The organism is Clostridium perfringens (assembly GCF_016027375.1).
Taxonomy (GTDB): domain Bacteria; phylum Bacillota; class Clostridia; order Clostridiales; family Clostridiaceae; genus Sarcina; species Sarcina perfringens.
In genome coordinates, this window is record NZ_CP065681.1 from 1,697,980 (window position 1) to 1,722,054 (window position 24,075).

Sequence of the window (24,075 nt, forward strand, 5' to 3'; positions counted from 1 at the left end):
AAGAAATGTGTATATATAATTATGTATATAGAAATTATATAAGTATAAGGAGGGTGAAGATGGAAGTTTATTTTGATAATAGTGCTACTACTAAGCCTTTAAAGGAAGTTAGAGATGAAGTTTATTATGCTATGGATGAATTCTGGGGTAATCCATCATCTTTACATAAATTAGGGGTAAAGATGCAAAGAAAGATTGAAGAGCTTCAAGAGAGGATTGCAAAAAAAATAAATGCTTCTAAGGAAGAAATAATTTTTACTTCAGGAGGAAGTGAAAGCAATAATATGATTATTAAAGGATTAGTTGGAGAAAATAATCATATTATAACTACAACCTTTGAACATTCTAGTGTTTTAAATACTTATAGGGAATTAGAAAAGCAAGGTGTAAGTGTAACATATTTAAAGGTTAATAATAAAGGTTTTATAGATTTAAAAGAATTAGAAGAGGCAATAAATAAAAATACGGTTTTAGTATCTATAATGCAGATTAACAATGAAGTGGGAAGCGTACAAAAGATTAAGGAAATAGGAAGATTAATTAAAGAAAAAAGTAAAAGAGCAAAATTTCATGTAGATGGAGTACAGGGTTTTGGAAAATTTGAAATTGATGTTAAGGCATGTAATATAGATTTTTATTCTGTTTCAGCTCATAAGTTTCATGGCCCAAAGGGAGTTGGATTCATGTATATGAGAAAGGGATTAAATTTAAAATCCTTAATAACTGGTGGAGAACAACAAAGAGGACTAAGGGCAGGAACGGAAAATACTCCTTCGTATATGGGCATGGTAAAGGCTATGGATATTGCCTATGATTCTTTAGAAGATTCTTATAATCATGTAAAAAATCTTAAGGAGTATTTTATAGAAAAACTTTCTAAAATAGAAAATGTAGTAATAAATAGCCCTAGTAGTGAAGAATATAGTCCTTACATATTAAATGTTTCTTTTTTAGGAACTAGATCAGAGGTTTTACTTCACATCTTAGAGGAGGATAACATATTTGTTTCAACAGGGTCAGCCTGTTCTTCAAAAACTGCTGTAGCCAAGGGAAGTTATGTATTAAATGCTATGGGATTAGAACCAAAGTGCATTCAAGGGGCTATAAGATTTAGCTTTTCTAAATATAACACTTTAGAAGAAGTTGATTACACCATAGCTTCACTAGAAAAAGCTTTAAAATTTTTAAGGAGAATAAAAATATGAATAATTTAATTTTAGTAAAATATGCCTCAGAAATATTTTTAAAGGGGCTTAATAAAAATAAGTTTGAGAGAAAATTAAAAGAAAATATAAGAAAAAAGTTAAAAGATATAGATCATGAATTTATAACAGATCAAAATAGATGGTTTATAAAATCAGAAGACTTAGATGGAGTTATTGAAAGGGTAAAAAAGGTTTTTGGAGTTAAAGAACTTTGCTTAGTTACTCAGGTTGAAGGGGACTTTGATTCAATAAAAGAAGAGGGATTAAAGAAAATTAAAGAAAGCAAAGCTAAGAGTTTCAAAGTAGAAACAAACAGAGCTAATAAAAAATTCCCGATGAATTCTATGGAAGTTTCAAGAGAGGTGGGGGGATATATCCTTTCAGAACTTGGGGATGAAATAGAAGTTAATATACATAATCCAGAGTGTAAGCTTTATGTAGAAATAAGAGGAAATGCTTATGTGTTTACTGATAAAGATAAAATAAAAGCTGTAGGAGGCTTACCATATGGAATGAACGGAAGTACTATGGTTATGTTATCAGGAGGAATTGACTCACCAGTAGCAGCTTATTTAATGGCTAGAAGAGGAGTTGAAACTCATTGTGTATATTATCATTCTCATCCATACACTTCAGAAAGAGCTAAGGATAAGGTTAAGGAATTAGCAAAAATAGTAGGAAGATACACAGAAAAAATAACTCTTTATGTGGTTCCTTTTACAGAAATACAAATGGATATAATAGAGAAGTGTAGAGAAGATGAATTAACAATAATAATGAGAAGATTCATGATGAGAGTGGCTTGTGAACTTTCTGAAAGAAAAAAAATACAGTCAATAACTACTGGAGAAAGTATAGGGCAAGTGGCATCTCAGACTATGGAAGGACTTATGGTAAGTAATGATGTTTCAGATAGACCAGTATTTAGACCTCTAATAGCTATGGATAAAGAGGATATAATGGATATAGCAAGAGATATAGATACTTATGAGACATCAATACTTCCATATGAAGATTGTTGTACAATATTTGTACCAAAACATCCAAAGACTAAGCCTAGAGTTAAGGATATGATAATAGCAGAAAGAAAGCTTGATATAGAAGCTTTAGTAAATAAGGCTATTGATGAAATGGAAACTTTCATATTTGAATAATTAGTTTTATATAAGCTTATTTATTGTATTTTAAAGAAACTAAATATAAAATAAAAGGGAATGTTTCAAAATAAGTTTTATTACTAAATTTTGATACAAACCCTTTTGTTTTTTTAGGAGGAGTTATTATGGATAGAAATATTGAAAAAAGTATAGGAAAAATATTTAGACATTTTAAAGGTGATCTTTACTTAGTAGAGGGAGTAGTTACTCATTCAGAAAGTGGAGAGAAGATGGTATTATATAGAGCTTTATATGGAGAGTGTGGCCAATTTGTAAGACCTTATGATATGTTTTTAGAAGAAGTTCCAAAGGAAAAAGAAAATCCTACAGGACAGAAATATAGATTTCAAGAATTTGAAGTTAAAAGCTTAAATAGAAAATAATAGTATTTATTAATAGGATCTTTAAATTCTATTTTAAATTAATAAAATTTTAAAATTAAAATAACGTAATAGCTCAGAAAGTATTTTAAAATCCTTCTGAGCTATCTTAATGAATAAGAGGTTACAGCAGATTAGCCATAACGAAAAATGAGTTTAGAGAAATTTAAAACCCTAAAATAATAACGCGTACATTTTAGAATATGGTTTTAAAGTAACTCTCTAAAGTAGAGAAATATTATATAGGAACAGCTGTATAGATTAAATAACCCTACAGTTAGTATTATTGTCAAATATATTAAGTTATATACAAATTTAAAAATTATTTTTCATTACCAAAGGCTTTAGGTTTAATATAATAATCAATAACAGGTACAAGTAAATTCATAAGAAGAATTGAATATGACACCCCTTCAGGATAACCACCAAATATTCTTATTAAAGTAGTTATAAGTCCACAGCCAAAGGCAAATATAATTTGTCCTTTCTTTGTTAGTGGAGAAGTTACATAATCAGTTGCCATGAAAAAGGCTCCTAAAAATAATCCACCTGTAAAGATTTCATAAATTCCATTTCCACTTAAAAAGCCATTTCTACCTATAACAGTAGTTAATATTAAAACTGTACCAATATAAACAAGGGGAATATGCCATGTTATTACTTTTCTATAAAGCAAGTATAAAGCACCAATTAGTATAGCTAGAGAAGAAACCTCTCCTATGCATCCTGCAATGTTTCCAAGAAAAGCATTGCTTAAAGGAGGAAGATTTCCTTGTCCATTTTTTAGTAAAGCTAATGGGGTAGCTGTAGTAACTCCATCTAATGTAAATATACTAATGCTTTCAGGCCAAGCTGCTAGTAGAAAAGCCCTAGCTGCTAAGGCTGGATTCATAAAATTACATCCTATACCACCAAAAATTTGCTTTACTAATACTATGGCAACAATTGAGCCAATACATGCCACCCAGAGAGGGGTATTAATAGGGAGATTTAAAGCAAGTAAAACTCCTGTAACAATAGCACTTAAATCCTTTATGGTGATTTCTTTTTTTGCTATTTTTTGAAAGGCGTATTCAGAAATTACAGCTGAGATTGCACAGGTTGCAATTATAAAAATTGCTCTTAATCCAAATACTAATACACCAACTAAAGAGGTTGGAATGAGAGCTATTAAAACATCTCTCATTATGCTCTGTGTTGATAATTTATCTTTTATGTGAGGAGATGAATCAACTAAAAGATTCTCGTCATTTATGTGGTTTAATATTAAGGATTCCATAGATTCTTGTTTTGTATCAACCATTTTTTTCACCCCTTTAATTTTTAGATTTATTTCTAAGAGATTTCTTAGCATTTCTAATATTATTTACTATAGAAATTTTTGCAGGACAGGAAAATGTACAGCAACCACATTCTAAACAATCCATTCCACCAAGGAATTCAAATTCATCTAATTTATCTTTTAAAGCAAGTTCATTTAATTTTTGAGGAATTAAATTCATTGGACATGAATTTAAACATTTTCCACATCTTATGCAATGACTATTAGGAAAATCATCAACTTTAGATAAGCATAAAATTCCAGAGGTACCTTTTGTAATAGGGAGATCTAAAGAATTTATAGAAGTTCCCATCATTGGCCCACCTAATATGATTTTATTTGGTTTATTTACAAATCCACCACAAAATTCAATTATATCCTTTACTGGTGTTCCAATTTTAACCCTTAAATTTTTAGGAAATCTTATGGAATCTCCAGTTACTGTTATAATTCTTTCTGTTAAAGGTAACCCATTTATTAAACTAGCATATAATTGATATATAGTAGATACATTAAAAACAATACATCCTATATCTAAAGGAAGCTTTCCAGAGGGAACTTGAAGTTTAGTTAAAGTATAAATTAAGTGTTTTTCAGAGCCTTGAGGATATTTACTTTTTAATGGCATTACCTTAATTTTATTATCTTCTCCTAAAATTCTTTTAAATTTATCTATGGCGTTTAATTTATTGTCTTCTATACCTATGTAGATTAATGCCTTAGGGAAAAGTTCTAAAAGGATTCTTAAGCCACCAATTATTTCTTCCGTATATTCTAGCATAACCCTATGATCACAGGTTAAATAGGGTTCACATTCAGCTGCATTTATAATTATATATTTAATTTCTTTATCCTCTTTAACATTAAGCTTTACATGGCAAGGAAAGGTAGCACCACCAAGGCCAACTATGCCATAGTCCTTTACTAACTTAACCACATCCTTTAGAGAAAGTTCACTAGAATACTTAAGATTTTCCCTTGGAGATTTTTCATATTTAGAATCATTTTCTATGATTATTGCCTGTGTAGTAGATCCATTTATAGATTGAATCTCTCTAATATCTTTTATAGTTCCAGATACACTAGAGTGAACAGGAGCAGAAATAAAGGCTGAAGAATCAGCTATTTTTTCATTTACTAAAACTTTTTGACCAACCTCTACTATAGGCTCACAGGGTGCTCCTATATGTTGAGAAAGTGGGAAAATCAACTCTTTTTTAGGTTTAAAAATCTCTATGCTTTTATCCTTAGTAAGTTCTTTATTATAAGGTAAATGAAGTCCTTTTTTAAAGGTAAAAAGACTCATGGATACACACCCTTTCATATAATCTTCATATTTTAATACTATGTATAAAATTTTTAAGAAATTACATATTTTTAATTAATAAGATTTTATATTAAGAAAATAAAATTATGTAAAACTATTGCTATAAGAAGAGTGTAAGGTTTACAATGAGATTTTTTGAAAAAATAATTTGAAATTGAAGTTTAATTAAATTTGAATCTGTAAAAACATAAGGGTATAATAAATATGTTAATAAAATGTTAAGTGTAAGGAGGGGAAATCTTTGAGTAATGAGAGTACGAAAAAAGTACTGTCACATAGAAAGGATTTAAGATTTAAATTAGTTCTAGAAGGTGCTGCCATAGGACTTTTATGTTCTTTAGTTTTAGTGCTAAATAGAATTATTGTTAATTACTTATTTCCACTTTTTAAAAAGCTTTATGCATGGGCAGCATTAAGTATAACTAATATGATTATAGTTTTAGTTATATTAGCTATTTTAGGAGCACTTGTTGGATTTATGGTTAGAAGAGAACCTATGATTTCAGGAAGTGGTATTCCTCAAGTTGAAGGAGAATTAATTGGTAAACTTAAAATGAATTGGCTAAAGATTTTAATTTATAAGTTCTTAGGAGGAGTAATTTCCTTAGGAGCTGGATTGTCTTTAGGTAGAGAAGGTCCATCAGTACAAATGGGAGCCGCTGTAGGAGAAGGATTTAGTAATGGTTTAAAAAGAATAAATATAGAGAAAAAATATTTAATAACCTCAGGTGCTTCAGCTGGTTTAGCAGCAGCATTTAATGCACCTTTATCAGGGGTAATATTTGCCCTAGAAGAGGTACATAAGAGTTTCTCACCTTTAGTTTTAGTTTCTGCAATGGCAGCATCCTTAGTATCTGATTTTGTTTCAAAACAATTTTTAGGAATGAATCCTAGTTTAGGAATAGAAAATGTTCCTGTATTACCTTTAAAGTATTACTGGGTATTAATAATATTAGGAGTAATTTTAGGTATAGGTGGTGCAATATTCTCAAAGGGAATTTTAAAAGTACAAAGTTTATATGGAAAGTTTAAAAATGTTCCTGTAGAAGTTAAGGTAATGATTCCTTTCTTATTAACAGGTATATTAGGTATTTTCGCACCAATAATACTAGGTGGTGGACATGAACTTATAATGGATTTAGCAACTAAGAGCTTTCCAATAAAGCTTCTTTTAGCTGTGCTTTTAGTTAAATTTTTATTAACTATTATAAGTTTTGGTGCAGGTACACCAGGTGGTATATTCTTCCCACTATTACTTTTAGGTGCAGTAGTAGGAAATATAGTTGGAATAGTAAGTTGTAATGCATTTGGAGTTCCAAATCAATATATAATAGATTTTATAATATTAGCTATGGCAGGTAACTTTGCTTCAATAGTAAAGGCACCTATTACAGGTATAATACTTATTACAGAGATGACTGGTTCTTTTGAACATATGCTAGCTTTATCTGTAGTTGTAATAATTTCCTATGTAACATCTGACTTACTAAAAAGTGAACCAATATATGAATCTTTATTAGAAAGATGGATAGAAAAGGTTGGTTCAGAAGTAGAAGAACCTTCTAATAATAAAACTCTACTAGAGGTTGGAGTAGAACTTGGTAGTGAAGCAGAAGGAAAAGAAATAAAGGATGTTAATTGGCCAGAAACAGCTCTTTTAGTTGCAATAAAAAGAGGAAATAACGAAATAATTCCTAAGGGATCTATTGAAATACAAAGTGGAGATTATTTAGTGGTTATGGTAGATGAGAGCAGAGCAAGCTCTGTCTTAGAAGAAATTCAATTCTTAACCTCTGCTAAAGAAGAAATTTAATTATACATATGAAAATATAATAATAAACTTTATAAAGATTTTATTATATAAGAATTAAAAAAAGACACGAGGAGAATTTGTAAAAATAAATTTTCTTAGTGTCTTTTTTATATTTAGTTAGGAATATTATCTTGATTTTTTCTTTTTCTTAATTGAATAACCAAAAGAACCTAGTGGTTTAGAATTAAGACCAAAATATTCTCCATGACTATATGCTAATAAATTAGCCTTATTAAAATGAATCTTTCCTTTTTCATCTATAAGACTTTCATCAACTTTTACATTAAGAACCTCAAATAAAAACATGTCGTGTGTACCTAAAGGTGTTATGGATTTAAGCTTACATTCTAAAGCTACAGGTGCTTTTTCAATAGAAGGAGTACTTACAGCTATTCCTTTATCAAGGGCATATCCAAAGTGTTTAATTTTATCAACTTTTCTTCCAGATTTAACACCGCAAAAATCAACAAATTTAACCATATCTCTACATGGTAAGTTTATAACACATTCCTTGCTTTCTTTTATATATTCATGGGATAATCTTTCCGGTCTTATTCCCATGGCGATCATTGGAGGTTTAGTGCAAACTGTGCTAACCCAACCAACAGTAAAAGCATTTACTTTATCTTCTTTATTTTTAGAAGTAACAAGAACTACTGGAGTAGGATTTAACATTACACTTCCCTTAAAATTAACTTTTTTCATATGTATCTCCTTTAATTTATATTAAATTCTTTATTAGACATAATTTAAGACTTTAAAATTATAACATGAAAAATTTATATGTAAAACTAGTGAATAATATTTTTTAGTATTTAGAGAAATACTATTTATTATTTAAATACTAGAAAGGATTTTTATTATGAAAAAGAGATTTATATTTTTATTAGGAATTTTTCTTTTAGTAAATTTAGTTAGTACTACTTTACTGGGAGAGAAAGTTTTAGGAAAAGAAAAAGAAGAGGTTACTATATGTATTGATGCAGGGCATCAAGAAAAAGGAGATAAGAAGCTTGAACCTATAGCACCTTGGTCTAATGAAAAAAAGCCTAGAGTATCTTCAGGGACAGCGGGAGTTGGTACAAAAAATAAGGAGTATGAAATAAACTTAGAAGTAGCTATGATCTTAAAAGAGCTTTTAAATAGAGAGGGCTATAAAGTAGTTATGACAAGGGAGAAAAACCAGGTTACCTTAAGCAATAGAGAAAGGGCAGAAATAGGAAATACATCAAAGGCAGATATTTCAATAAAACTTCACTGTGATGGGTCAAATAATTCAGGAAAAAGAGGAGCCTCAATTTTAATTCCTTCCTCTGAAACAAAGGAGTTAAAAGGTATATATGAAGAAAGTAAGAAATATGGAGAAATTTTAAGTGAAACTTTAAAAGAGGGTGGAGTAAAAGTTAACGGCGTTTTTGAAAGAAAAGATATGACTGGATTTAACTGGTCACAAAGACCTGTAATAATTTTAGAGATGGGATTTATGAGCAATTGGGAAGATGACGCTTTATTAGGAGATAAGTTATATCAACAGAAAATAGCTGATTTAATAGTTAAGTCCTTAGAAAAATATAGAGTAGAACTATAGTTAAAAATGATATGTATTAAAACTTTAATACATATCATTTTTATATTTAAATCAATAATAAACATCTACTAGATGAAAGCGTATATTGTCATTGCTCCAACCTAAATCAAAAGGAACAAGAAGTCTATCTGTGTTGTGACAAGTTACTAGGGGATAACCTTTACTATCTAATCCTGTAACTGTTGAAATGTGAGTTATTCGTCCATTTTTTTCATAAGCTACAAAATCACCAGGTCTTAAGTTATAGGCCGCTTTATATATTTCGGAATATTTACCCTTAGCAATATAGGAAGCACGTCCACTATTAACCATGTAATTTTTAAATGCTTGAGCATTTACCCAAGCCTTAGAACCTTCACCATCAGAATAGTTCCATGTTGAATTTTTCTTAAATCCACCACCTTCAAAAAGAATTTGAGAGGCGAAGTTTGCACAGTCTCCTCCTTGAGGGTTAAAGTCTGTGTATTTTTTATTATAGTTAAAACCAAGTTCATCATCTGCAGCTGCTCCACAATAGGTATGTGCATAATCTATAGCTTTCTGTGTTCTTTCATCAGGTGAATAAGATGGACTAGAACTATTTAAAATATAGGATTTAATTTCATCAGATTTTATATTATTTAAATCTAGAGAATCAGCAAAAGGATCAGTGTACCATTCCTTAGTGATAATATACCTATCTCCCTCATCTTTTAAATTTAAATAGTGATAAGTACCTAATCTAAAGGTATTAGTTTTAAGAGGATCATTAAGATAATAATATGTAAATTCACTTGAAACAACACATATTATTCCGTATAAGTCCTTTTCTCTTTCTCTAGCCTTTCTTATTTCAGTTTTTGATTTTATTTCATTAAATACAACTCCTTGTTTTTGAGACCAGTTGTTTAAATACTTAACTTTTTTACTTTCACTTTCATAGGCCCAAAGACTAGGCTTTTTTTCTAAATCATAAAATTTCTTTAATTCCTCTAAATCATTGTTTAATATGGCTATATTTCTATTTTTAAATAAGTCTTGAAGTACTTCTTCAAATTTTCCCTTTAATTCATCATCTTCTTTTTTGTCAGGTTCTTTTAATAAATTTATGGCTTCTGAAAATGCTGAAGTTTTCTTTTTGTTTAAGGATACATATATGGATAAGGTTAATAATACTATTAGGGATAAAGAAGTCACTAATAATATTTTTGGTTTTCTTTTCATTAAGCTCCTCCTATTTTTAATACATAATTCAATAATGTATATGATGAATAACTAAAAAAAATAATAAATAAAAGTAAATATTAACTTAATAAGAGATATATGCTTTTAAATTTTTAAAAATGTTGATAAAATTAATATGTAATAAGAGAGTAAAGGAGAATTACATAAGATGAAATTAGTAAAAGGAAAAATTCCATTTATAAGAAGTATTTTTGGATGTTTTATTTTCCCACTTGTAATCGGATACTTTTATACATACCTTAATCCGGAATGGTTTACAACAAATCAATGGGTTGGTGTGGCAGCTGGAGCTTTGCTTATAGCTAGAGGAATATTTGAAAAAGTTATGGCTAATAATCAAAGAAATGCAAAGGTTAGTTTTTTAGGTGGTGGAGCAATAATTTTATATGTTATTGCTAGATATTTTGGAATACTATAAAAATTATATACATAATTTTTAGTTTAATATTTTAAAAAGAAATATTAGTAAATTTAATAAAATTAATTAACCATAAGGAATAATCTTAAGCTAAAAGAGAAATGATATAGATTTAGTTATATCATTTCTTTTTTATTTAGAAATTAACATTCTCTTAAACAAAATATAGGAAGAAATTTAAATAAATTAAAAGCTATTTGGAAATAAATAAACTAGGATAATCTTTATTTTTAGAATATATTATTTAAAAAACTAAATTTATCTAAAGGGATAAATTTTAATCTATAACAGCAAACTTTTTAATATAGGGTAATTATGGTACAATTATTAAAATAAACATATTAACAAAATACCTTTCCATAGGAGTGTGAAAAATGAATTTTAAAGAGAATAATATTTATAGTGGATTTAAACTTTTAAACATAGAAAATTTAAATGAAATAGGTGGAGTAGGTTTAAGGTTTGAGCATGAAAAAACTAAGGCTAAACTTATAAAAATCCTAAGTGAAGATGACAATAAGTGCTTTGCAATAGGATTTAGAACACCACCTGAAAATAGTACAGGAGTTCCTCATATTTTAGAGCATTCAGTTTTATGTGGTTCTAGAAAATTTAATACTAAGGAACCCTTTGTAGAGCTTTTAAAAGGGTCTTTAAATACATTCTTAAATGCTATGACATATCCAGATAAAACAATATATCCAGTAGCATCAAGAAATGAAAAAGACTTTATGAATCTTATGGATGTTTACTTAGATGCTGTATTATATCCAAATATATATAAGCATAAGGAAATATTCATGCAAGAGGGATGGCATTATTATATAGAAAATAAGGAAGATGAATTAAAGTATAATGGTGTTGTTTATAATGAGATGAAAGGGGCATACTCATCTCCAGATTCTATACTTTATAGAAAGATTCCTCAAACAATATACCCAGATACTTGTTATGCCTTATCTTCAGGAGGAGATCCTGATGAAATACCAAATTTAACTTATGAAGAGTTTGTGGAATTTCATAAGAAATATTATCATCCATCGAACTCATATATTTTCTTATATGGTAATGGAGATACTGAAAAAGAATTAGAATTTATAAATGAAGAGTATTTAAAGAATTTTGAATATAAAGAGATAGATTCAGAAATAAAAGAACAAAAATCCTTTGAAAGTATGAAAGAAGAAAGTTTTACTTATGGAATAGCTGAAAGTGAAGATTTAAATCATAAAAGTTATTATAGTTTAAACTTTGTAATTGGAGATGCCACAGACGGAGAAAAAGGCTTAGCTTTTGATGTTTTAGCATATCTTCTAACAAGAAGCACAGCAGCACCATTAAAGAAAGCATTAATAGATGCAGGTATAGGGAAAGCTGTATCAGGAGACTTTGATAACTCAACTAAACAATCAGCCTTTACTGTTTTAGTTAAGAATGCAGAGCTAAACAAAGAAGAAGAATTTAAAAAAGTAGTAATGGATACTTTAAAGGATTTAGTTGAAAATGGAATAGATAAAGAACTTATAGAAGCTTCCATAAATAGAGTTGAATTTGAATTAAGAGAAGGAGATTATGGTTCTTATCCTAATGGATTAATTTATTATTTAAAAGTTATGGATAGTTGGCTTTATGATGGGGATCCATATGTTCATTTAGAATATGAAAAAAATCTTGAAAAAATAAAATCTGCTTTAACAAGCAATTACTTTGAAGATTTAATAGAAAAATATATGATAAATAATACTCACTCTTCACTTGTTTCTCTTCATCCTGAAAAAGGAATAAATGAGAAAAAGTCAGCTGAATTAAAGAAAAAGTTAGAAGAGATTAAAAATAGTTTTGATGAAAAGACTTTAAATGAAATAATTGATAATTGTAAAAAGTTAAAAGAAAGACAAAGTACACCTGATAAAAAAGAAGATTTAGAAAGTATTCCTATGTTATCTTTAGAGGATATAGATAAAGAAGCAACTAAAATTCCTACAGAAGAGAAAGAGATAGATGGAATTACAACATTACACCATGATTTCCATACTAATAAAATAGACTATGTTAATTTCTTCTTTAATACAAATAGTGTTCCTGAAGATTTAATACCTTATGTTGGATTACTATGCGATATATTAGGTAAGTGTGGAACAGAAAATTATGATTATTCTAAGTTATCAAATGCCATAAATATAAGTACAGGTGGAATAAGTTTTGGAGCTATAACTTTTGCTAATCTAAAGAAAAATAATGAGTTTAGACCATATTTAGAAATTTCATATAAAGCATTAAGCAGCAAGACTAATAAAGCTATAGAATTAGTTGATGAGATTGTAAATCACACTGACTTAGATGATATGGACAGAATTATGCAAATAATTAGAGAAAAGAGAGCTAGATTAGAAGGTGCTATATTCGATAGTGGTCATAGAATAGCTATGAAAAAAGTTTTATCATACTCTACAAATAGAGGAGCTTATGATGAAAAAATAAGTGGATTAGATTATTATGATTTTCTAGTAAATATAGAGAAGGAAGATAAAAAATCAAAGATATCAGATAGCTTAAAAAAGGTGAGAGACTTAATCTTTAATAAGGGAAATATGCTTATAAGTTATTCAGGAAAAGAAGAGGAATATGAAAACTTTAAGGAAAAAGTAAAATATTTAATAAGCAAAACAAATAATAATGATTTTGAAAAAGAAGAATATAATTTTGAGTTAGGAAAGAAAAATGAAGGGCTTTTAACTCAAGGAAATGTACAATATGTAGCTAAGGGTGGAAATTATAAAACTCATGGATATAAGTATTCTGGTGCACTATCTTTATTAGAAAGTATTCTAGGATTTGACTACTTATGGAATGCCGTAAGGGTTAAAGGTGGAGCTTATGGAGTGTTCTCTAACTTTAGAAGAGATGGCGGAGCATATATAGTTTCATATAGAGATCCTAATATAAAAAGCACTTTAGAAGCTTATGATAATATACCTAAGTATTTAAATGATTTTGAAGCTGACGAAAGAGAAATGACTAAATACATCATAGGTACAATAAGAAAATATGATCAACCTATAAGCAATGGAATAAAAGGTGATATAGCAGTTTCATACTACTTAAGTAACTTTACTTATGAAGATCTTCAAAAGGAAAGAGAAGAAATCATAAATGCAGATGTAGAAAAAATTAAGAGTTTTGCACCTATGATTAAAGATTTAATGAAGGAAGACTACATCTGTGTACTAGGCAATGAAGAAAAGATAAAAGAAAATAAAGACCTATTTAATAATATTAAAAGTGTAATTAAATAGATTTTAAATTTGATTTTAAAATTCTTTTATTAAAAAGTAAGTTTATTTTTAGAGATTTAATTGTAAATATGAATTTTAATCTATAAATACAACTTAAAAAATAATTTTAGACCTTATTGTATTTGAAATATTTTATTTCTACAGTAAGGTCTTTTTATTTTGAATTACATTTAAATAAATTAAAATAATAAAATAAAATGTGATATAATATTGTTTATTGTTACATAGAAAGGGAGAAAGACATAAATGGATTTTGTTGCAATAGACTTTGAAACTGCTAATGAGAAAAGAAATAGTGCGTGTTCTATTGGATTGACTGTTGTTAAGGATAATAAAATTGTTGAAGAAAAATATTTTTTAATAAAGCCTTGTGAAATGAGATTTCAGCCCATGAATATATGGATACATGGAATTAGACCAGAGGATGTTGAAAATGAGAGAACTTTTAATGAAATATGGGAAGAAATAAAGGATTACATAGATGGAAATTTAGTAATAGCTCATAATGCAGCTTTTGATATTAGCGTTCTTAGAAAAACTTTAGATTTTTATGATATACCTTATCCAGACTTTGAATATGCCTGTACAGTAGTTATGGCAAAGAATTATTATAAATCATTACCAAATCATAAATTAGGAACTGTAAGTGAAGCTTTAGGATTTGAATTTTCTCATCACCATGCAGGGGAAGATGCAAGGGCTTGTGCTAACATATTACTTAATATATGCAAAGATTTAGATATAGAATCAGTTGAAGAGCTTTCAGATAAGCTTGCCATAAGAATAGGTGCTGTTTATGAAAATGGATATAAGTCTTCTGGAAGAAAGGGAGAATGCAAATATTCAAGTAATTTAAGACTTAAAGAAAAGAAGAAAGAGGGAGAAATATCTTTAAAATGTAAAAATGTAGTTTTTACAGGGCCTTTAAGTTCTATGTCTAGAGGAGAAGCCATAGGAAATGTAATAAGGTGTGGTGGTTTTGTCTCAAGTTCTGTAAGTAAAAAGACAAATTACTTAATTACAGGAATTAGAGATTTAAATAAATTAAAAGAAAATGAAAAGAGTATTAAATTAAAAAAAGCAGAAAATTTAATAAAAGAAAATTTCGATATTAAGATAATAAATGAAGAGGAATTTTTATCTATAATAGAATAAATAAACTTTAATTTTAGATCTAAATATTAATAAATAGCTCATTTAGGGGCTATTTTTACTATTGTTAACAATAAGTTATTTACAATAATATTTATTATGCTAAAATAAGTTAGTAAAATTAATTAATTTATGTAATACTAGAATTAGTTAGCAAATTTTAATTAGGAAATTAGAGGTGATTAAATGGATAAATTATTTACTATAAGTGGAGTAGATTTTTTGGCAGGGGATTTTCAAGATGATATAAGTGAATTTCAAGATATAATACCTATATTACAAGATTTTCAAGAAGAATTAAAATTAGAGAAAATAGAGTGTACAGATGAGAATGATTGCTGTTTTAAAACTAAAGAAAATTATATATGTGAATTAGTTGGGGCTTTAACTGAAGATGATGAATTTTATTCATTAAAAGAGTTAAGAAGTGATTATAATAGATTTAAAGATGAAATGCTATATCCTTTTGGAATACAAGTTTATAAATGTACAGAATGTAATAAATGGATTATAAATTTACTAGAGGAGTAAGTTTTAACATATGGATAAATTGAGAGAGAGTATTACAGGGGTAGGTCATAACATTTATAGCTTTTATAAAAGAGTAAAGGATAAAATTATAAAAGAAAAGGATCCTAAGGTAATAATAATTTGTGTTATTGCTTTAGCCTTAATTATAGTATTTCTATATGGTAATGTTAGTAGTAAAAAGAGAGATGTAATTGAACAATTATCTAATTCCTTAAGCAAAGGAAATGAAAGAGCTTTAATGAACTTAATAGAAGATGGAAATAAAAATTCTGGAATAACAAAAGAGGAGTTAATACCATATATTGATTTTTTTAAAGCGGATAAAAGTAGAATTAATAAGTTAGTTTCTTCTTTAGAAAATGGGGATGAGATATACTCTACAAAATTGGAGTCTAAAAAAAGTTTTTGGGGAGAAAAATGGTATGTTGTAATACAAAAAAAGAAACTTATTGTGGCATCTAATTTCCCGGAAGCTAGTGTGTATTTAAATGGTAATTTTATAGGTACAACTAATACTAGTAGAACTTTAGAAATACCTAACTTAATACCAGGAGTCTATGATCTTAAGATTGAAAAGAAAGCATATAATTCTAATTTAGTAGAAGAAAAAAATATTGTTTTCATGGATAATAATAAGATAGACATACCTTTAAATGGAACCTTAGTCACAGTTAAGAGTAGTTTTGATGATAGTAATGTATATATAAATGGAGAGGACTCGGGTATAAAGGTAAAAGATTTTAAGGATGTTGGTCCTTTCCCAAAGGATGGTTCAACTTACTTAACTATAAAATGCAACACTCCTTGGGGAGAGATAGATAGCCAAAAGTTTTATATAGAAGATCATCCAGAAATAAATATAGAATTAGATTTAAAAGATACAATCATAAAAGAAGATGTTGAAAAAGTTGTAAAGGAATTTTATAGTAGCGTATTTCAGGCTTTAAATTCAGAGGATAAAAATGATATAAGAAATGCTAAGGATGAAGTTAAGGATAATATATATAATACATTAAGTCAAAAATATTTTCTTTTAAAGAATGACTATGATATAAGCGATCTTAAAATTAAGATGGAAAATAGTTCAATAGAACGAAATCATGGTGTTTATGAAGCTAGTATTGTAGTTAATGTTTCTTATAAGATAAAAAAGAAAATATTAGGAATAGATGTTAAAAGTGAATCAATGGAAAAAAACTTTTTCACAAATATGAAGTATGAAAATGGAAAATGGATAGTTTATAATGTACAAGACTTTTCATTACCAGGATTAGAAGAAGAGTAATTAATAAATAAAAAGGAGCTTTATCAAAAGTTATTTTGATAAAGCTCTTTTATTTTATAAAGTTATAGCAGCATCAAGAGCAACTTCCATCATCTTTGTGAAGGTAGTTTGACGCTCCTCACTAGTAGTTTCCTCAGCAGTAATTAAATGATCACTTATAGTAAGTATTGTTAAGGCATTAACACCATACTTAGCTGCTAAGGTATATAAAGCTGCAGTTTCCATTTCAACAGCTAAAGTACCAAATTTAGCCCATTGTTTCCATGCTTCAGGATTATCATTATAGAAGCTATCAGCTGTGAATACGCTACCAACCTTAGGAGAATATCCTTTTTCAACGGCAGTATCGTAAGCGGCCTTTAAAAGTTTAAATGATGCTGTTGGAGCAAAATCTAAACCGTTAAATCTAACTTTATTTATTGCAGAATCAGTATGAGATGACATTGCTAAAACTAAATCTCTAACTTTTATATCTTCTTGCATACCGCCAGCAGTACCTACTCTTATTAAATTTTTAACTCCATAATCTCTTATAAGTTCATTAACGTAAATAGAAATTGAAGGAACCCCCATACCAGTACCTTGAACTGATATTTTTTTTCCTTTATATGTTCCTGTATATCCTAACATTCCTCTAACTTCATTGTAACAAACTGGATTTTCTAAAAAAGTTTCAGCTATAAATTTAGCTCTTAAAGGATCTCCTGGTAATAAAATTGTTTCGGCTATTTGACCTTCTTTTGCACCTATATGAATACTCATAATGTACCTCCTCATAATGTAAATGTTTTATAAATAAATTTTATCATAAATAATGAAAAAATGCTAAAAATTATAAAAAATTAAAATTTTAATTTAAGTAGTTAAAGCTTATTTAGTATGTTATATTAATAGGTAATAATACAAAATAATAATTTATTAAATTTGTATTTATAAAAATAATGAGGTGATAATTTTGTTAAATATAGATAGAAATGAAATTAAGGATACTCCAGAGTATGAAAGCTTTGGTGAAAATGAATTTCCACTGAAATACTTAAGTGAAGAAGAGTTAGAAGAGTTAGGCTTTAAAAAAAGTTGCTGTGGAAGTAGAGGAGGATGTCCTAAAAAAGCAAATGGAACCTGTGGAGGATGTTCTTCAAAGGGAGGATGCCAAGGAGGGTGTTCTAAAAATGGATGTGGATGTTCAAATGGATCTGGTTGTTGTAAGAATAAATAAAAAAAATACATACTCATATGAGTATGTATTTTTTTATATTATTTTCTTTTTTTAGCAACTTCTATATTAACAGTTCTTTTGTTAAGTTTTTTACCCATTGATTTTTTCATTATATTATTTACTGCATCAGCATCAACGTTAGCAAAGCAGAAGTTTTCTTTTATGTCTATATCTCCAACTTGCTTAGGGCTTATTCTAGCAGTCTCTTTTAAGAAGTTAACAAGAGATTTAGGAGTTATACCATCTCTTCTTCCAACAGACATAAATAATCTAGTTTCGTCCATTACAGGAGCTTCTATAGAATTTGAAGTGTAATCAAAAGAAGATTCTTTATCAAATACTATTTTTAAAAGAGCAGCTGCAACATCTACTAAGCTATAATCTTCATCTAATTGAGTAGCTATTGGAATAAACTTTTGGAAATCTTCTGAAGCTTCTTCTATAGTAGATTTTACATTATTTATTATGTTATTATGTTTATTTTGGAATATTTCATCAACTGTAGGTACAGCTTTTCTTATTATTTTACTCTTAGTATGCTTTTGTATTTGTTTAAGCATCATATATTCTTTTGGAGTAACTAAAGAATAAGCAACTCCCTCTCTGTTAGCTCTACCTGTTCTTCCGATTCTATGTACATAACTTTCATTGTCTTGTGGTAGATCGTAGTTTATAACGTGAGTTACGCTTTCAACGTCTATTCCTCTAGCTGCAACATCAGTAGCAACTAAGAAGTCTAAGCTTCCTTCTTTGAATTTTCTTAAAGTTTGAAGTCTATGGTTTTGGCTCATATCTCCGTGCATACCTTCAACCATATATCCTCTAGCTTGCATTTTTTCTACAACTTCGTCAACACCTTTTTTTGTTTTGCAGAAAATTATTGCAGCATTTGGTTCATCAAAATCTAAAACTCTACAAAGTGTTTCAAATCTATCTCTATGTTTTATTTCAAAATAAAATTGTTCTATTTTTGAAACTGTTAAAGAACTTTTCTTTATTGCGATGTGCTTAGTATCTTCTTTCATGTAATTTCTAGCTAATTTCTTTATTTGCGGAGGCATAGTAGCAGAGAATAAAAGTGTTTGTCTATCAGTTTTTAATGATTTAACAATTTCTTCTAAATCATCAATGAATCCCATGTTTAACATTTCGTCAGCTTCATCTAACACTAGGAATCCTATATCGTTAAGAGGTAAACTCTTTCTTCTTATTAAATCTAATACTCTACCAGGTGTTCCAACAACTATATCAACACCATTTTTTAAAGCTCTAATTTGTCTATCTATTGGTTGACCACCGTATATTGGTAAAACAGAAAGTTTTTCATGTTTTCCAAGTCTTACAAGTTCTTCATTAACTTGTATAGCAAGCTCTCTAGTTGGTGCTAAAATAAGTGCTTTTGGAGATTTCTTCTTTCCTGAAAAATCAGCATTATTTATTATAGCGCATCCAAAAGCAGCTGTTTTACCAGTACCAGTTTGAGCTTGACCGATTATATCGTGTCCTTCTAGGGCTACAGGAATACTTTCAGCTTGTATTTGAGATGGCTCTTCAAATCCCATATCTTTTATAGCTTTAAGTAAGCTTTCCTTAAGACCTAAGTCATCAAATTTTATATTGTTCATTCTTTATCCTCTTTCTTCTTGTATATTTTTAGTTTTTAAAATTTATTTTATTTTTAAAATTCTCACAATCAAACAAAGCTTATCATAACATAGTATCTCCATATAAGCAAATGATATTATTTAAAATAAAAATTAAAAAAGTTTATTTAAATGTTTACTATAAGTTATAATAATAAGGATTAAAAAGGAAGGAGAGAAATTAATTTGGAAGTTGGAATTTCTTCAGCATGTTTTTATCCAGATTTTGAATTGGAAAAATCATTTAAAATAATGAAAGAATTGGATTTTAATACAGGAGAATTATTTTTAAATACTTATTATGAGTATAGTGATGATTTTGTAAAGAAATTAATTGAGGAAAAAGAGAAAAATAACTTTAATATAAAATCAGTACATTTTTTTTCATCTATGTATGAACCTTATTTATTTGATCAATATGAGAGAAGAAGAAAAGATTCTTTAGAGGTTTTTAAGAATATATGCAAAGCTACTAATAAATTAGGAGCTTTTTCATATACCTTTCATGGTATGAGAAAACAAGAGTTTAATACTATTAATAAGAAGGAAATTTTAGATATATATAATGAATTAGCTTATATAGCAAGAGAAAATAATATATATTTATCTCAAGAAAATGTTTCCTGGTGTATGTCTTCAGATATAGAATTTTTAAAGTATTTAAAAAATAACATAAAATATGATATTAAATTTACCTGTGATATAAAACAAGCATATAAAAGTAATGAAAATCCTCTCCATTATATTGATATCATGGGGAAGGATTTAGTTAATTTTCATATAAACGATAGAGATGAAAAAAGTATTTGTTTACTTCCAGGTAAGGGGAGAGTAAATTATAAACCTATCATTGAAAAACTAAAAACTTTAGATTATAAAGGACCATTAATAATAGAAGTTTATAGGGATAATTTTAAAACTTACGAAGAATTAAAAGATGTTAAAGATTTTATAGAAAAAAAACTACTAGTATGATAAAATGTATAAATGTAAGAATAAAATAAAAGAAATATTTGATAAAAAAAGAAATTATATGTTATAATTGCCTAGGTTAATTCATAAAACATGAATTTAAAAGGCTATTTACAGGAGGAATATACAATGGAAGCTAAAATGAACAAAATAGACACAAATGTTGTAGAATTAGAAATTAAAGTTGATGCTAAGGACTTTAACGAGGCGTTAAAAAAGTCTTATAATAAAAACTCAAAGAAGTTTAACATACCAGGATTCAGAAAAGGAAAAGTTCCAATGAACATGGTTAAAAAATTCTACGGAGTTGAAGTTTTATTTGATGATGCAATAAACGCTTGTATAGATAAAACTTACGGAGTTGCTTTAGAAGAAAACAACGTAAGACCAGTTGATTATCCACAAATCGAAGTAGTAGAAGTTGGAGAAGGAAAAGACTTAGTTTACAAAGCTAAAGTTACTACTTACCCAGAAGTTACTTTAGGAGATTACAAAGGATTAGAAGTTGAAGAAGTATCTTACGAAGTAAAAGAAGAAGACATAGAAAAACAATTAGCTGATATGCAAGCAAGAAATGCTAGAGTTGAAACTAAAGAAGAAGGAACAGTTGAAAATGGAAACATAGCTGTTATAGACTTCAAAGGATTCATAGATGACGTAGCATTCGAAGGTGGAGAAGGAAAAGATTATCCATTAGAAATAGGTTCAGGAAGCTTCATAGATAACTTTGAAGAGCAATTAGTTGGATTAAAAGTTGGAGAAAGCAAAGATGTTAACGTAACATTCCCAGAAGCTTATGGAAAAGAAGACTTAAACGGAAAACCAGCTAAATTCGAAGTAACTGTAAAAGAAATAAAAGTTAAAGAATTACCAGCTTTAGATGATGAGTTTGCTAAAGAAGTTTCAGAATTTGATACTTTAGAAGAATTAAAAGCTGACTTAAAAGAAAAAGCTGTAAAAGCTAACGAATTAAGAGCTAAAAGAGAAATGGAAGAAAAAGTTATAAACGCTGTAGTTGATAACGCAAAAGTAGAAATTCCAGAAGCTATGATAAACAGAGAAGTTGAAAACATGGTAAGAGACTTAGAAATGAGATTAGGACAACAAGGACTAAGCTTAGAGCAATACTATGAGTTCACTGGAAGCACTGAAGATAAGATGAAATCTTACATGAAAGAAAATGCTGAAAGAAAAGTAAAAACTGATTTAGTTATGAGTGCTGTAACTGAAGCAGAAGCTATAGAAGCTACTGAAGAAGAATTAAAAGCAAAAGCAGAAGAAGTTGCTAAAATGTACTCAAACGGAGCAGAAACTGAGAAAATGGTTGATCTATTATTAAATGCTCAAAGAGCTGCTTTAGAGTTAGATGTTAAGAGAGAAAAAACTTTAAAAATGTTATTTGAATCTTTAAAATAATAAATAAATAAACTTTCAGATAATTGCCAGGAAGTATTTCTTGGCAATTATTTTAAAATTAAAAGTTTGTTTAGAAAAAGACTAATTAACAAATGTCTATTTTTTTTATATAATAATTATGATAATGTATGTTTTTATGATATATATGGCAATATTATAATTAGAGTTTTTTTTAAAAGGAGGGAATTTAATGAGCAATTTAGTACCTATGGTAGTTGAACAAACAAGCAAAGGCGAAAGAAGTTACGATATATTCTCAAGATTATTAAAAGATAGAATAATAATGTTAAGTGGAGAGGTTAATGATGTAACGGCTAACCTTGTTGTTGCGCAATTATTATTCTTAGAAAGTGAAGATCCAGATAAAGATATACATCTTTACATAAATTCCCCAGGAGGTTCTATAACTTCTGGAATGGCAATTTATGATACTATGCAATATATAAAGCCTGACGTATCTACAATCTGTATCGGTATGGCTGCTTCTATGGGAGCATTCTTATTATCTTCAGGAGCAAAAGGAAAGAGATTTGCATTACCAAATGCTGAAATAATGATACACCAACCTTTAGGTGGATTCCAAGGGCAAGCAACTGATATAGATATTCATGCTAAGAGAATATTAAAGATAAAAGATAAATTAAACCAAATCTTAAGTGAAAATACAAATCAACCTCTTGAAAAGATAAAAGTAGATGTTGAAAGAGATTATTTCATGGAAGCATCAGAAGCAGTAGAATACGGATTAATAGATAAAGTTATAGAAAGAAAATAATCTACAACTTAAATCTTATTGAAAGTTGAGGTGGATAAGATGGGAAAATTTGAAGACAAAAAGCAATTAAGATGTTCTTTTTGTGGTAAAAATCAGGAACAGGTTAAGAGATTAATCGCAGGTCCTGGTGTATATATATGTGATGAATGTATAGAGCTTTGTTCAGAAATAATAGAAGATGAATTTGAAGGAAATACAGAATCATCACCATTAGAAGCTAGTAATCTTCCAAAGCCACAAGAAATCAAAGACTATTTAGATCAATATGTTGTTGGTCAAGATAGAGCTAAGAAATCTTTAGCAGTAGCTGTTTATAATCATTACAAGAGAATAAATGCTAATAAGGCAGAAGATGATGTTGAACTACAAAAAAGTAACATACTTTTATTAGGACCTACAGGTTCAGGTAAGACATTACTTGCACAAACTCTTGCTAAAATGTTAAATGTTCCATTTGCTATAGCAGATGCTACAACATTAACAGAGGCAGGATATGTTGGTGAAGATGTTGAAAATATACTTTTAAAACTAATTCAAAATGCAGATTATGATGTTGAAAGAGCTGAAAAAGGTATAATATATATAGATGAGATAGATAAGATTGCTAGAAAATCAGAAAATCCATCTATTACAAGAGATGTTTCTGGAGAGGGTGTTCAACAAGCTTTATTAAAAATATTAGAGGGAACAACAGCTTCAGTTCCACCACAAGGTGGAAGAAAGCATCCACATCAAGAGTTTATACAAATTAACACTTCAAATATTTTATTTATTTGTGGTGGAGCTTTTGATGGAATAGATAAAATAATAGAAAAAAGAGGAACTAAGAGTTCTATAGGTTTTGGCGCTGAGGTTAAAGGAAAAAGCGAAAAGAACGTTGGAGAACTTTTAAAGGATATAATGCCTGGAGATTTATTAAAATTCGGTTTAATACCAGAGTTTGTTGGTAGATTACCAGTTTTAGTAACTTTAGAAGCTTTAGATAACGAGGCTTTAGTAAGTATTTTAACTAAGCCAAAGAATGCTCTAGTAAAACAATACAAAAAGTTATTTGAGCTTGATAATGTAAAACTAGATTTTACAGAGGAAGCTTTAAAAGCTATTGCAGATGAAGCTATAAATAGAAAAACTGGTGCTAGAGGATTAAGAGCTATAGTAGAAGAAACTATGATGGATATAATGTTTGATATACCATCAGAAGAGAATATTGTAAAAGCTACTATAACTGAAGAAACAATCAAAGATAGAAAAGATCCAGAGCTTGAAAAGCTTCCAGAAGGAGAAGTTAGACCAACTTTAAAAACTGAGAAGAAAAATAAAGCTAGAAAAGATATAGAAACTGCTTAATAGAAA

The 24,075-nt window shown here is 28.3% G+C and carries 21 protein-coding genes; 15 read left to right on the forward strand and 6 right to left on the reverse strand.

The features are described 5' to 3' along the window. The first annotated feature begins 59 nt into the window (after window positions 1-59). The 3 genes from I6G60_RS08270 (at window position 60) to I6G60_RS08280 (ending at window position 2,745) form a co-directional block, all read left to right on the forward strand. Complete coding sequence (locus I6G60_RS08270) at window positions 60-1,205, forward strand: cysteine desulfurase family protein (RefSeq protein ID WP_003475774.1); 1,146 nt, start codon at window positions 60-62, stop codon at window positions 1,203-1,205. Continuing rightward, window positions 1,202-2,359, forward strand: coding sequence for a tRNA uracil 4-sulfurtransferase ThiI (thiI, locus tag I6G60_RS08275; protein WP_003457167.1), 1,158 nt, complete (start codon window positions 1,202-1,204; stop codon window positions 2,357-2,359). Before I6G60_RS08270 ends, thiI begins: the two co-directional genes overlap by 4 nt. Window positions 2,360-2,487: 128 nt before the next feature. Further along, window positions 2,488-2,745, forward strand: coding sequence for a DUF1653 domain-containing protein (locus tag I6G60_RS08280; RefSeq protein ID WP_003457288.1), 258 nt, complete (start codon window positions 2,488-2,490; stop codon window positions 2,743-2,745). 319 nt (window positions 2,746-3,064) lie between these two features. Here the strand turns inward: I6G60_RS08280 and I6G60_RS08285 are convergent, their stop codons facing one another. Further along, window positions 3,065-4,045 carry an RnfABCDGE type electron transport complex subunit D gene (locus tag I6G60_RS08285; protein ID WP_025648555.1) on the reverse strand — a complete coding sequence of 327 codons (981 nt, stop codon included), beginning with the start codon at window positions 4,043-4,045 and terminating at the stop codon, window positions 3,065-3,067. A 13-nt stretch (window positions 4,046-4,058) separates the two neighbouring features. After that, window positions 4,059-5,369 (reverse strand): electron transport complex subunit RsxC, encoded by a 1,311-nt coding sequence (gene rsxC / locus I6G60_RS08290; RefSeq protein ID WP_096071500.1) that lies wholly within the window; start codon window positions 5,367-5,369, stop codon window positions 4,059-4,061. Between the two features lie 262 nt (window positions 5,370-5,631). On the opposite strand from rsxC, the gene I6G60_RS08295 reads away from it, so the two are divergent. Next, a complete protein-coding gene (locus I6G60_RS08295) occupies window positions 5,632-7,203 on the forward strand; it encodes a ClC family H(+)/Cl(-) exchange transporter (RefSeq protein WP_003475779.1) in 1,572 nt (523 codons plus the stop codon). A gap of 126 nt (window positions 7,204-7,329) precedes the next feature. Here I6G60_RS08295 and I6G60_RS08300 read toward each other — a convergent pair whose 3' ends face one another. Beyond that, window positions 7,330-7,908 carry a flavin reductase family protein gene (locus tag I6G60_RS08300; protein WP_003457263.1) on the reverse strand — a complete coding sequence of 193 codons (579 nt, stop codon included), beginning with the start codon at window positions 7,906-7,908 and terminating at the stop codon, window positions 7,330-7,332. Between the two features lie 157 nt (window positions 7,909-8,065). Between I6G60_RS08300 and I6G60_RS08305 the strand changes: the two genes are divergently transcribed. Then, on the forward strand, window positions 8,066-8,791 hold the full coding sequence (locus I6G60_RS08305) for an N-acetylmuramoyl-L-alanine amidase (protein ID WP_003457250.1): 726 nt from the start codon (window positions 8,066-8,068) through the stop codon (window positions 8,789-8,791). Window positions 8,792-8,842: 51 nt separating this feature from the next. Here the strand turns inward: I6G60_RS08305 and I6G60_RS08310 are convergent, their stop codons facing one another. After that, on the reverse strand, window positions 8,843-9,994 hold the full coding sequence (locus I6G60_RS08310; RefSeq protein WP_003457302.1) for an amidase domain-containing protein: 1,152 nt from the start codon (window positions 9,992-9,994) through the stop codon (window positions 8,843-8,845). Between the two features lie 169 nt (window positions 9,995-10,163). Between I6G60_RS08310 and I6G60_RS08315 the strand changes: the two genes are divergently transcribed. The 5 genes from I6G60_RS08315 to I6G60_RS08335 all read left to right on the forward strand — a co-directional run bounded on the left by I6G60_RS08315 (window position 10,164) and on the right by I6G60_RS08335 (window position 16,697). After that, complete coding sequence (locus tag I6G60_RS08315; protein ID WP_003454555.1) at window positions 10,164-10,433, forward strand: hypothetical protein; 270 nt, start codon at window positions 10,164-10,166, stop codon at window positions 10,431-10,433. Between the two features lie 374 nt (window positions 10,434-10,807). After that, window positions 10,808-13,729, forward strand: a complete 2,922-nt coding sequence (locus I6G60_RS08320; protein ID WP_011590829.1) for an insulinase family protein — start codon at window positions 10,808-10,810, stop codon at window positions 13,727-13,729. A gap of 246 nt (window positions 13,730-13,975) precedes the next feature. After that, window positions 13,976-14,884 (forward strand): exonuclease domain-containing protein, encoded by a 909-nt coding sequence (locus I6G60_RS08325; RefSeq protein ID WP_003457170.1) that lies wholly within the window; start codon window positions 13,976-13,978, stop codon window positions 14,882-14,884. A 183-nt stretch (window positions 14,885-15,067) separates the two neighbouring features. Continuing rightward, window positions 15,068-15,412 (forward strand): hypothetical protein, encoded by a 345-nt coding sequence (locus tag I6G60_RS08330; protein ID WP_003457196.1) that lies wholly within the window; start codon window positions 15,068-15,070, stop codon window positions 15,410-15,412. Between the two features lie 10 nt (window positions 15,413-15,422). Then, window positions 15,423-16,697 carry a zinc ribbon domain-containing protein gene (locus tag I6G60_RS08335; RefSeq protein ID WP_003457229.1) on the forward strand — a complete coding sequence of 425 codons (1,275 nt, stop codon included), beginning with the start codon at window positions 15,423-15,425 and terminating at the stop codon, window positions 16,695-16,697. Between the two features lie 54 nt (window positions 16,698-16,751). On the opposite strand, the gene deoD is transcribed toward I6G60_RS08335, so the two are convergent. Then, window positions 16,752-17,459, reverse strand: a complete 708-nt coding sequence (gene deoD, locus I6G60_RS08340; RefSeq protein WP_003470332.1) for a purine-nucleoside phosphorylase — start codon at window positions 17,457-17,459, stop codon at window positions 16,752-16,754. Between the two features lie 184 nt (window positions 17,460-17,643). On the opposite strand from deoD, the gene I6G60_RS08345 reads away from it, so the two are divergent. Further along, the gene (locus I6G60_RS08345) at window positions 17,644-17,916 is read left to right on the forward strand and encodes a hypothetical protein (protein ID WP_011590828.1); all 273 of its coding nucleotides are present in this window, start codon (window positions 17,644-17,646) and stop codon (window positions 17,914-17,916) included. A gap of 38 nt (window positions 17,917-17,954) precedes the next feature. On the opposite strand, the gene I6G60_RS08350 is transcribed toward I6G60_RS08345, so the two are convergent. After that, window positions 17,955-19,541 carry a DEAD/DEAH box helicase gene (locus I6G60_RS08350; RefSeq protein WP_003481525.1) on the reverse strand — a complete coding sequence of 529 codons (1,587 nt, stop codon included), beginning with the start codon at window positions 19,539-19,541 and terminating at the stop codon, window positions 17,955-17,957. Between the two features lie 204 nt (window positions 19,542-19,745). Between I6G60_RS08350 and I6G60_RS08355 the strand changes: the two genes are divergently transcribed. From I6G60_RS08355 to clpX, 4 genes are all read left to right on the forward strand, one after another. Beyond that, window positions 19,746-20,534 (forward strand): sugar phosphate isomerase/epimerase family protein, encoded by a 789-nt coding sequence (locus tag I6G60_RS08355; protein ID WP_003470445.1) that lies wholly within the window; start codon window positions 19,746-19,748, stop codon window positions 20,532-20,534. A 126-nt stretch (window positions 20,535-20,660) separates the two neighbouring features. Further along, window positions 20,661-21,947, forward strand: coding sequence for a trigger factor (gene tig, locus I6G60_RS08360; protein WP_003460760.1), 1,287 nt, complete (start codon window positions 20,661-20,663; stop codon window positions 21,945-21,947). Between the two features lie 190 nt (window positions 21,948-22,137). Next, a complete protein-coding gene (gene clpP, locus I6G60_RS08365) occupies window positions 22,138-22,722 on the forward strand; it encodes an ATP-dependent Clp endopeptidase proteolytic subunit ClpP (RefSeq protein ID WP_003448628.1) in 585 nt (194 codons plus the stop codon). Window positions 22,723-22,761: 39 nt separating this feature from the next. Beyond that, on the forward strand, window positions 22,762-24,069 hold the full coding sequence (gene clpX / locus I6G60_RS08370) for an ATP-dependent Clp protease ATP-binding subunit ClpX (RefSeq protein ID WP_003448621.1): 1,308 nt from the start codon (window positions 22,762-22,764) through the stop codon (window positions 24,067-24,069). The last annotated feature ends 6 nt before the right edge of the window (window positions 24,070-24,075 follow it).

What these genes read in the sequence shown, in the direction of transcription:
- I6G60_RS08270 (WP_003475774.1), top strand. Translation starts at nt 60, where the DNA reads ATGGAAGTTTATTTTGATAATAGTGCTACTACTAAGCCTTTAAAGGAA.
- thiI (WP_003457167.1), top strand. Translation starts at nt 1,202, where the DNA reads ATGAATAATTTAATTTTAGTAAAATATGCCTCAGAAATATTTTTAAAG.
- I6G60_RS08280 (WP_003457288.1), top strand. Translation starts at nt 2,488, where the DNA reads ATGGATAGAAATATTGAAAAAAGTATAGGAAAAATATTTAGACATTTT.
- I6G60_RS08285 (WP_025648555.1), bottom strand. Translation starts at nt 4,045, where the DNA reads ATGGTTGATACAAAACAAGAATCTATGGAATCCTTAATATTAAACCAC.
- rsxC (WP_096071500.1), bottom strand. Translation starts at nt 5,369, where the DNA reads ATGAGTCTTTTTACCTTTAAAAAAGGACTTCATTTACCTTATAATAAA.
- I6G60_RS08300 (WP_003457263.1), bottom strand. Translation starts at nt 7,908, where the DNA reads ATGAAAAAAGTTAATTTTAAGGGAAGTGTAATGTTAAATCCTACTCCA.
- I6G60_RS08305 (WP_003457250.1), top strand. Translation starts at nt 8,066, where the DNA reads ATGAAAAAGAGATTTATATTTTTATTAGGAATTTTTCTTTTAGTAAAT.
- I6G60_RS08310 (WP_003457302.1), bottom strand. Translation starts at nt 9,994, where the DNA reads ATGAAAAGAAAACCAAAAATATTATTAGTGACTTCTTTATCCCTAATA.
- I6G60_RS08315 (WP_003454555.1), top strand. Translation starts at nt 10,164, where the DNA reads ATGAAATTAGTAAAAGGAAAAATTCCATTTATAAGAAGTATTTTTGGA.
- I6G60_RS08320 (WP_011590829.1), top strand. Translation starts at nt 10,808, where the DNA reads ATGAATTTTAAAGAGAATAATATTTATAGTGGATTTAAACTTTTAAAC.
- I6G60_RS08325 (WP_003457170.1), top strand. Translation starts at nt 13,976, where the DNA reads ATGGATTTTGTTGCAATAGACTTTGAAACTGCTAATGAGAAAAGAAAT.
- I6G60_RS08330 (WP_003457196.1), top strand. Translation starts at nt 15,068, where the DNA reads ATGGATAAATTATTTACTATAAGTGGAGTAGATTTTTTGGCAGGGGAT.
- I6G60_RS08335 (WP_003457229.1), top strand. Translation starts at nt 15,423, where the DNA reads ATGGATAAATTGAGAGAGAGTATTACAGGGGTAGGTCATAACATTTAT.
- deoD (WP_003470332.1), bottom strand. Translation starts at nt 17,459, where the DNA reads ATGAGTATTCATATAGGTGCAAAAGAAGGTCAAATAGCCGAAACAATT.
- I6G60_RS08350 (WP_003481525.1), bottom strand. Translation starts at nt 19,541, where the DNA reads ATGAACAATATAAAATTTGATGACTTAGGTCTTAAGGAAAGCTTACTT.
- tig (WP_003460760.1), top strand. Translation starts at nt 20,661, where the DNA reads ATGGAAGCTAAAATGAACAAAATAGACACAAATGTTGTAGAATTAGAA.
- clpP (WP_003448628.1), top strand. Translation starts at nt 22,138, where the DNA reads ATGAGCAATTTAGTACCTATGGTAGTTGAACAAACAAGCAAAGGCGAA.
- clpX (WP_003448621.1), top strand. Translation starts at nt 22,762, where the DNA reads ATGGGAAAATTTGAAGACAAAAAGCAATTAAGATGTTCTTTTTGTGGT.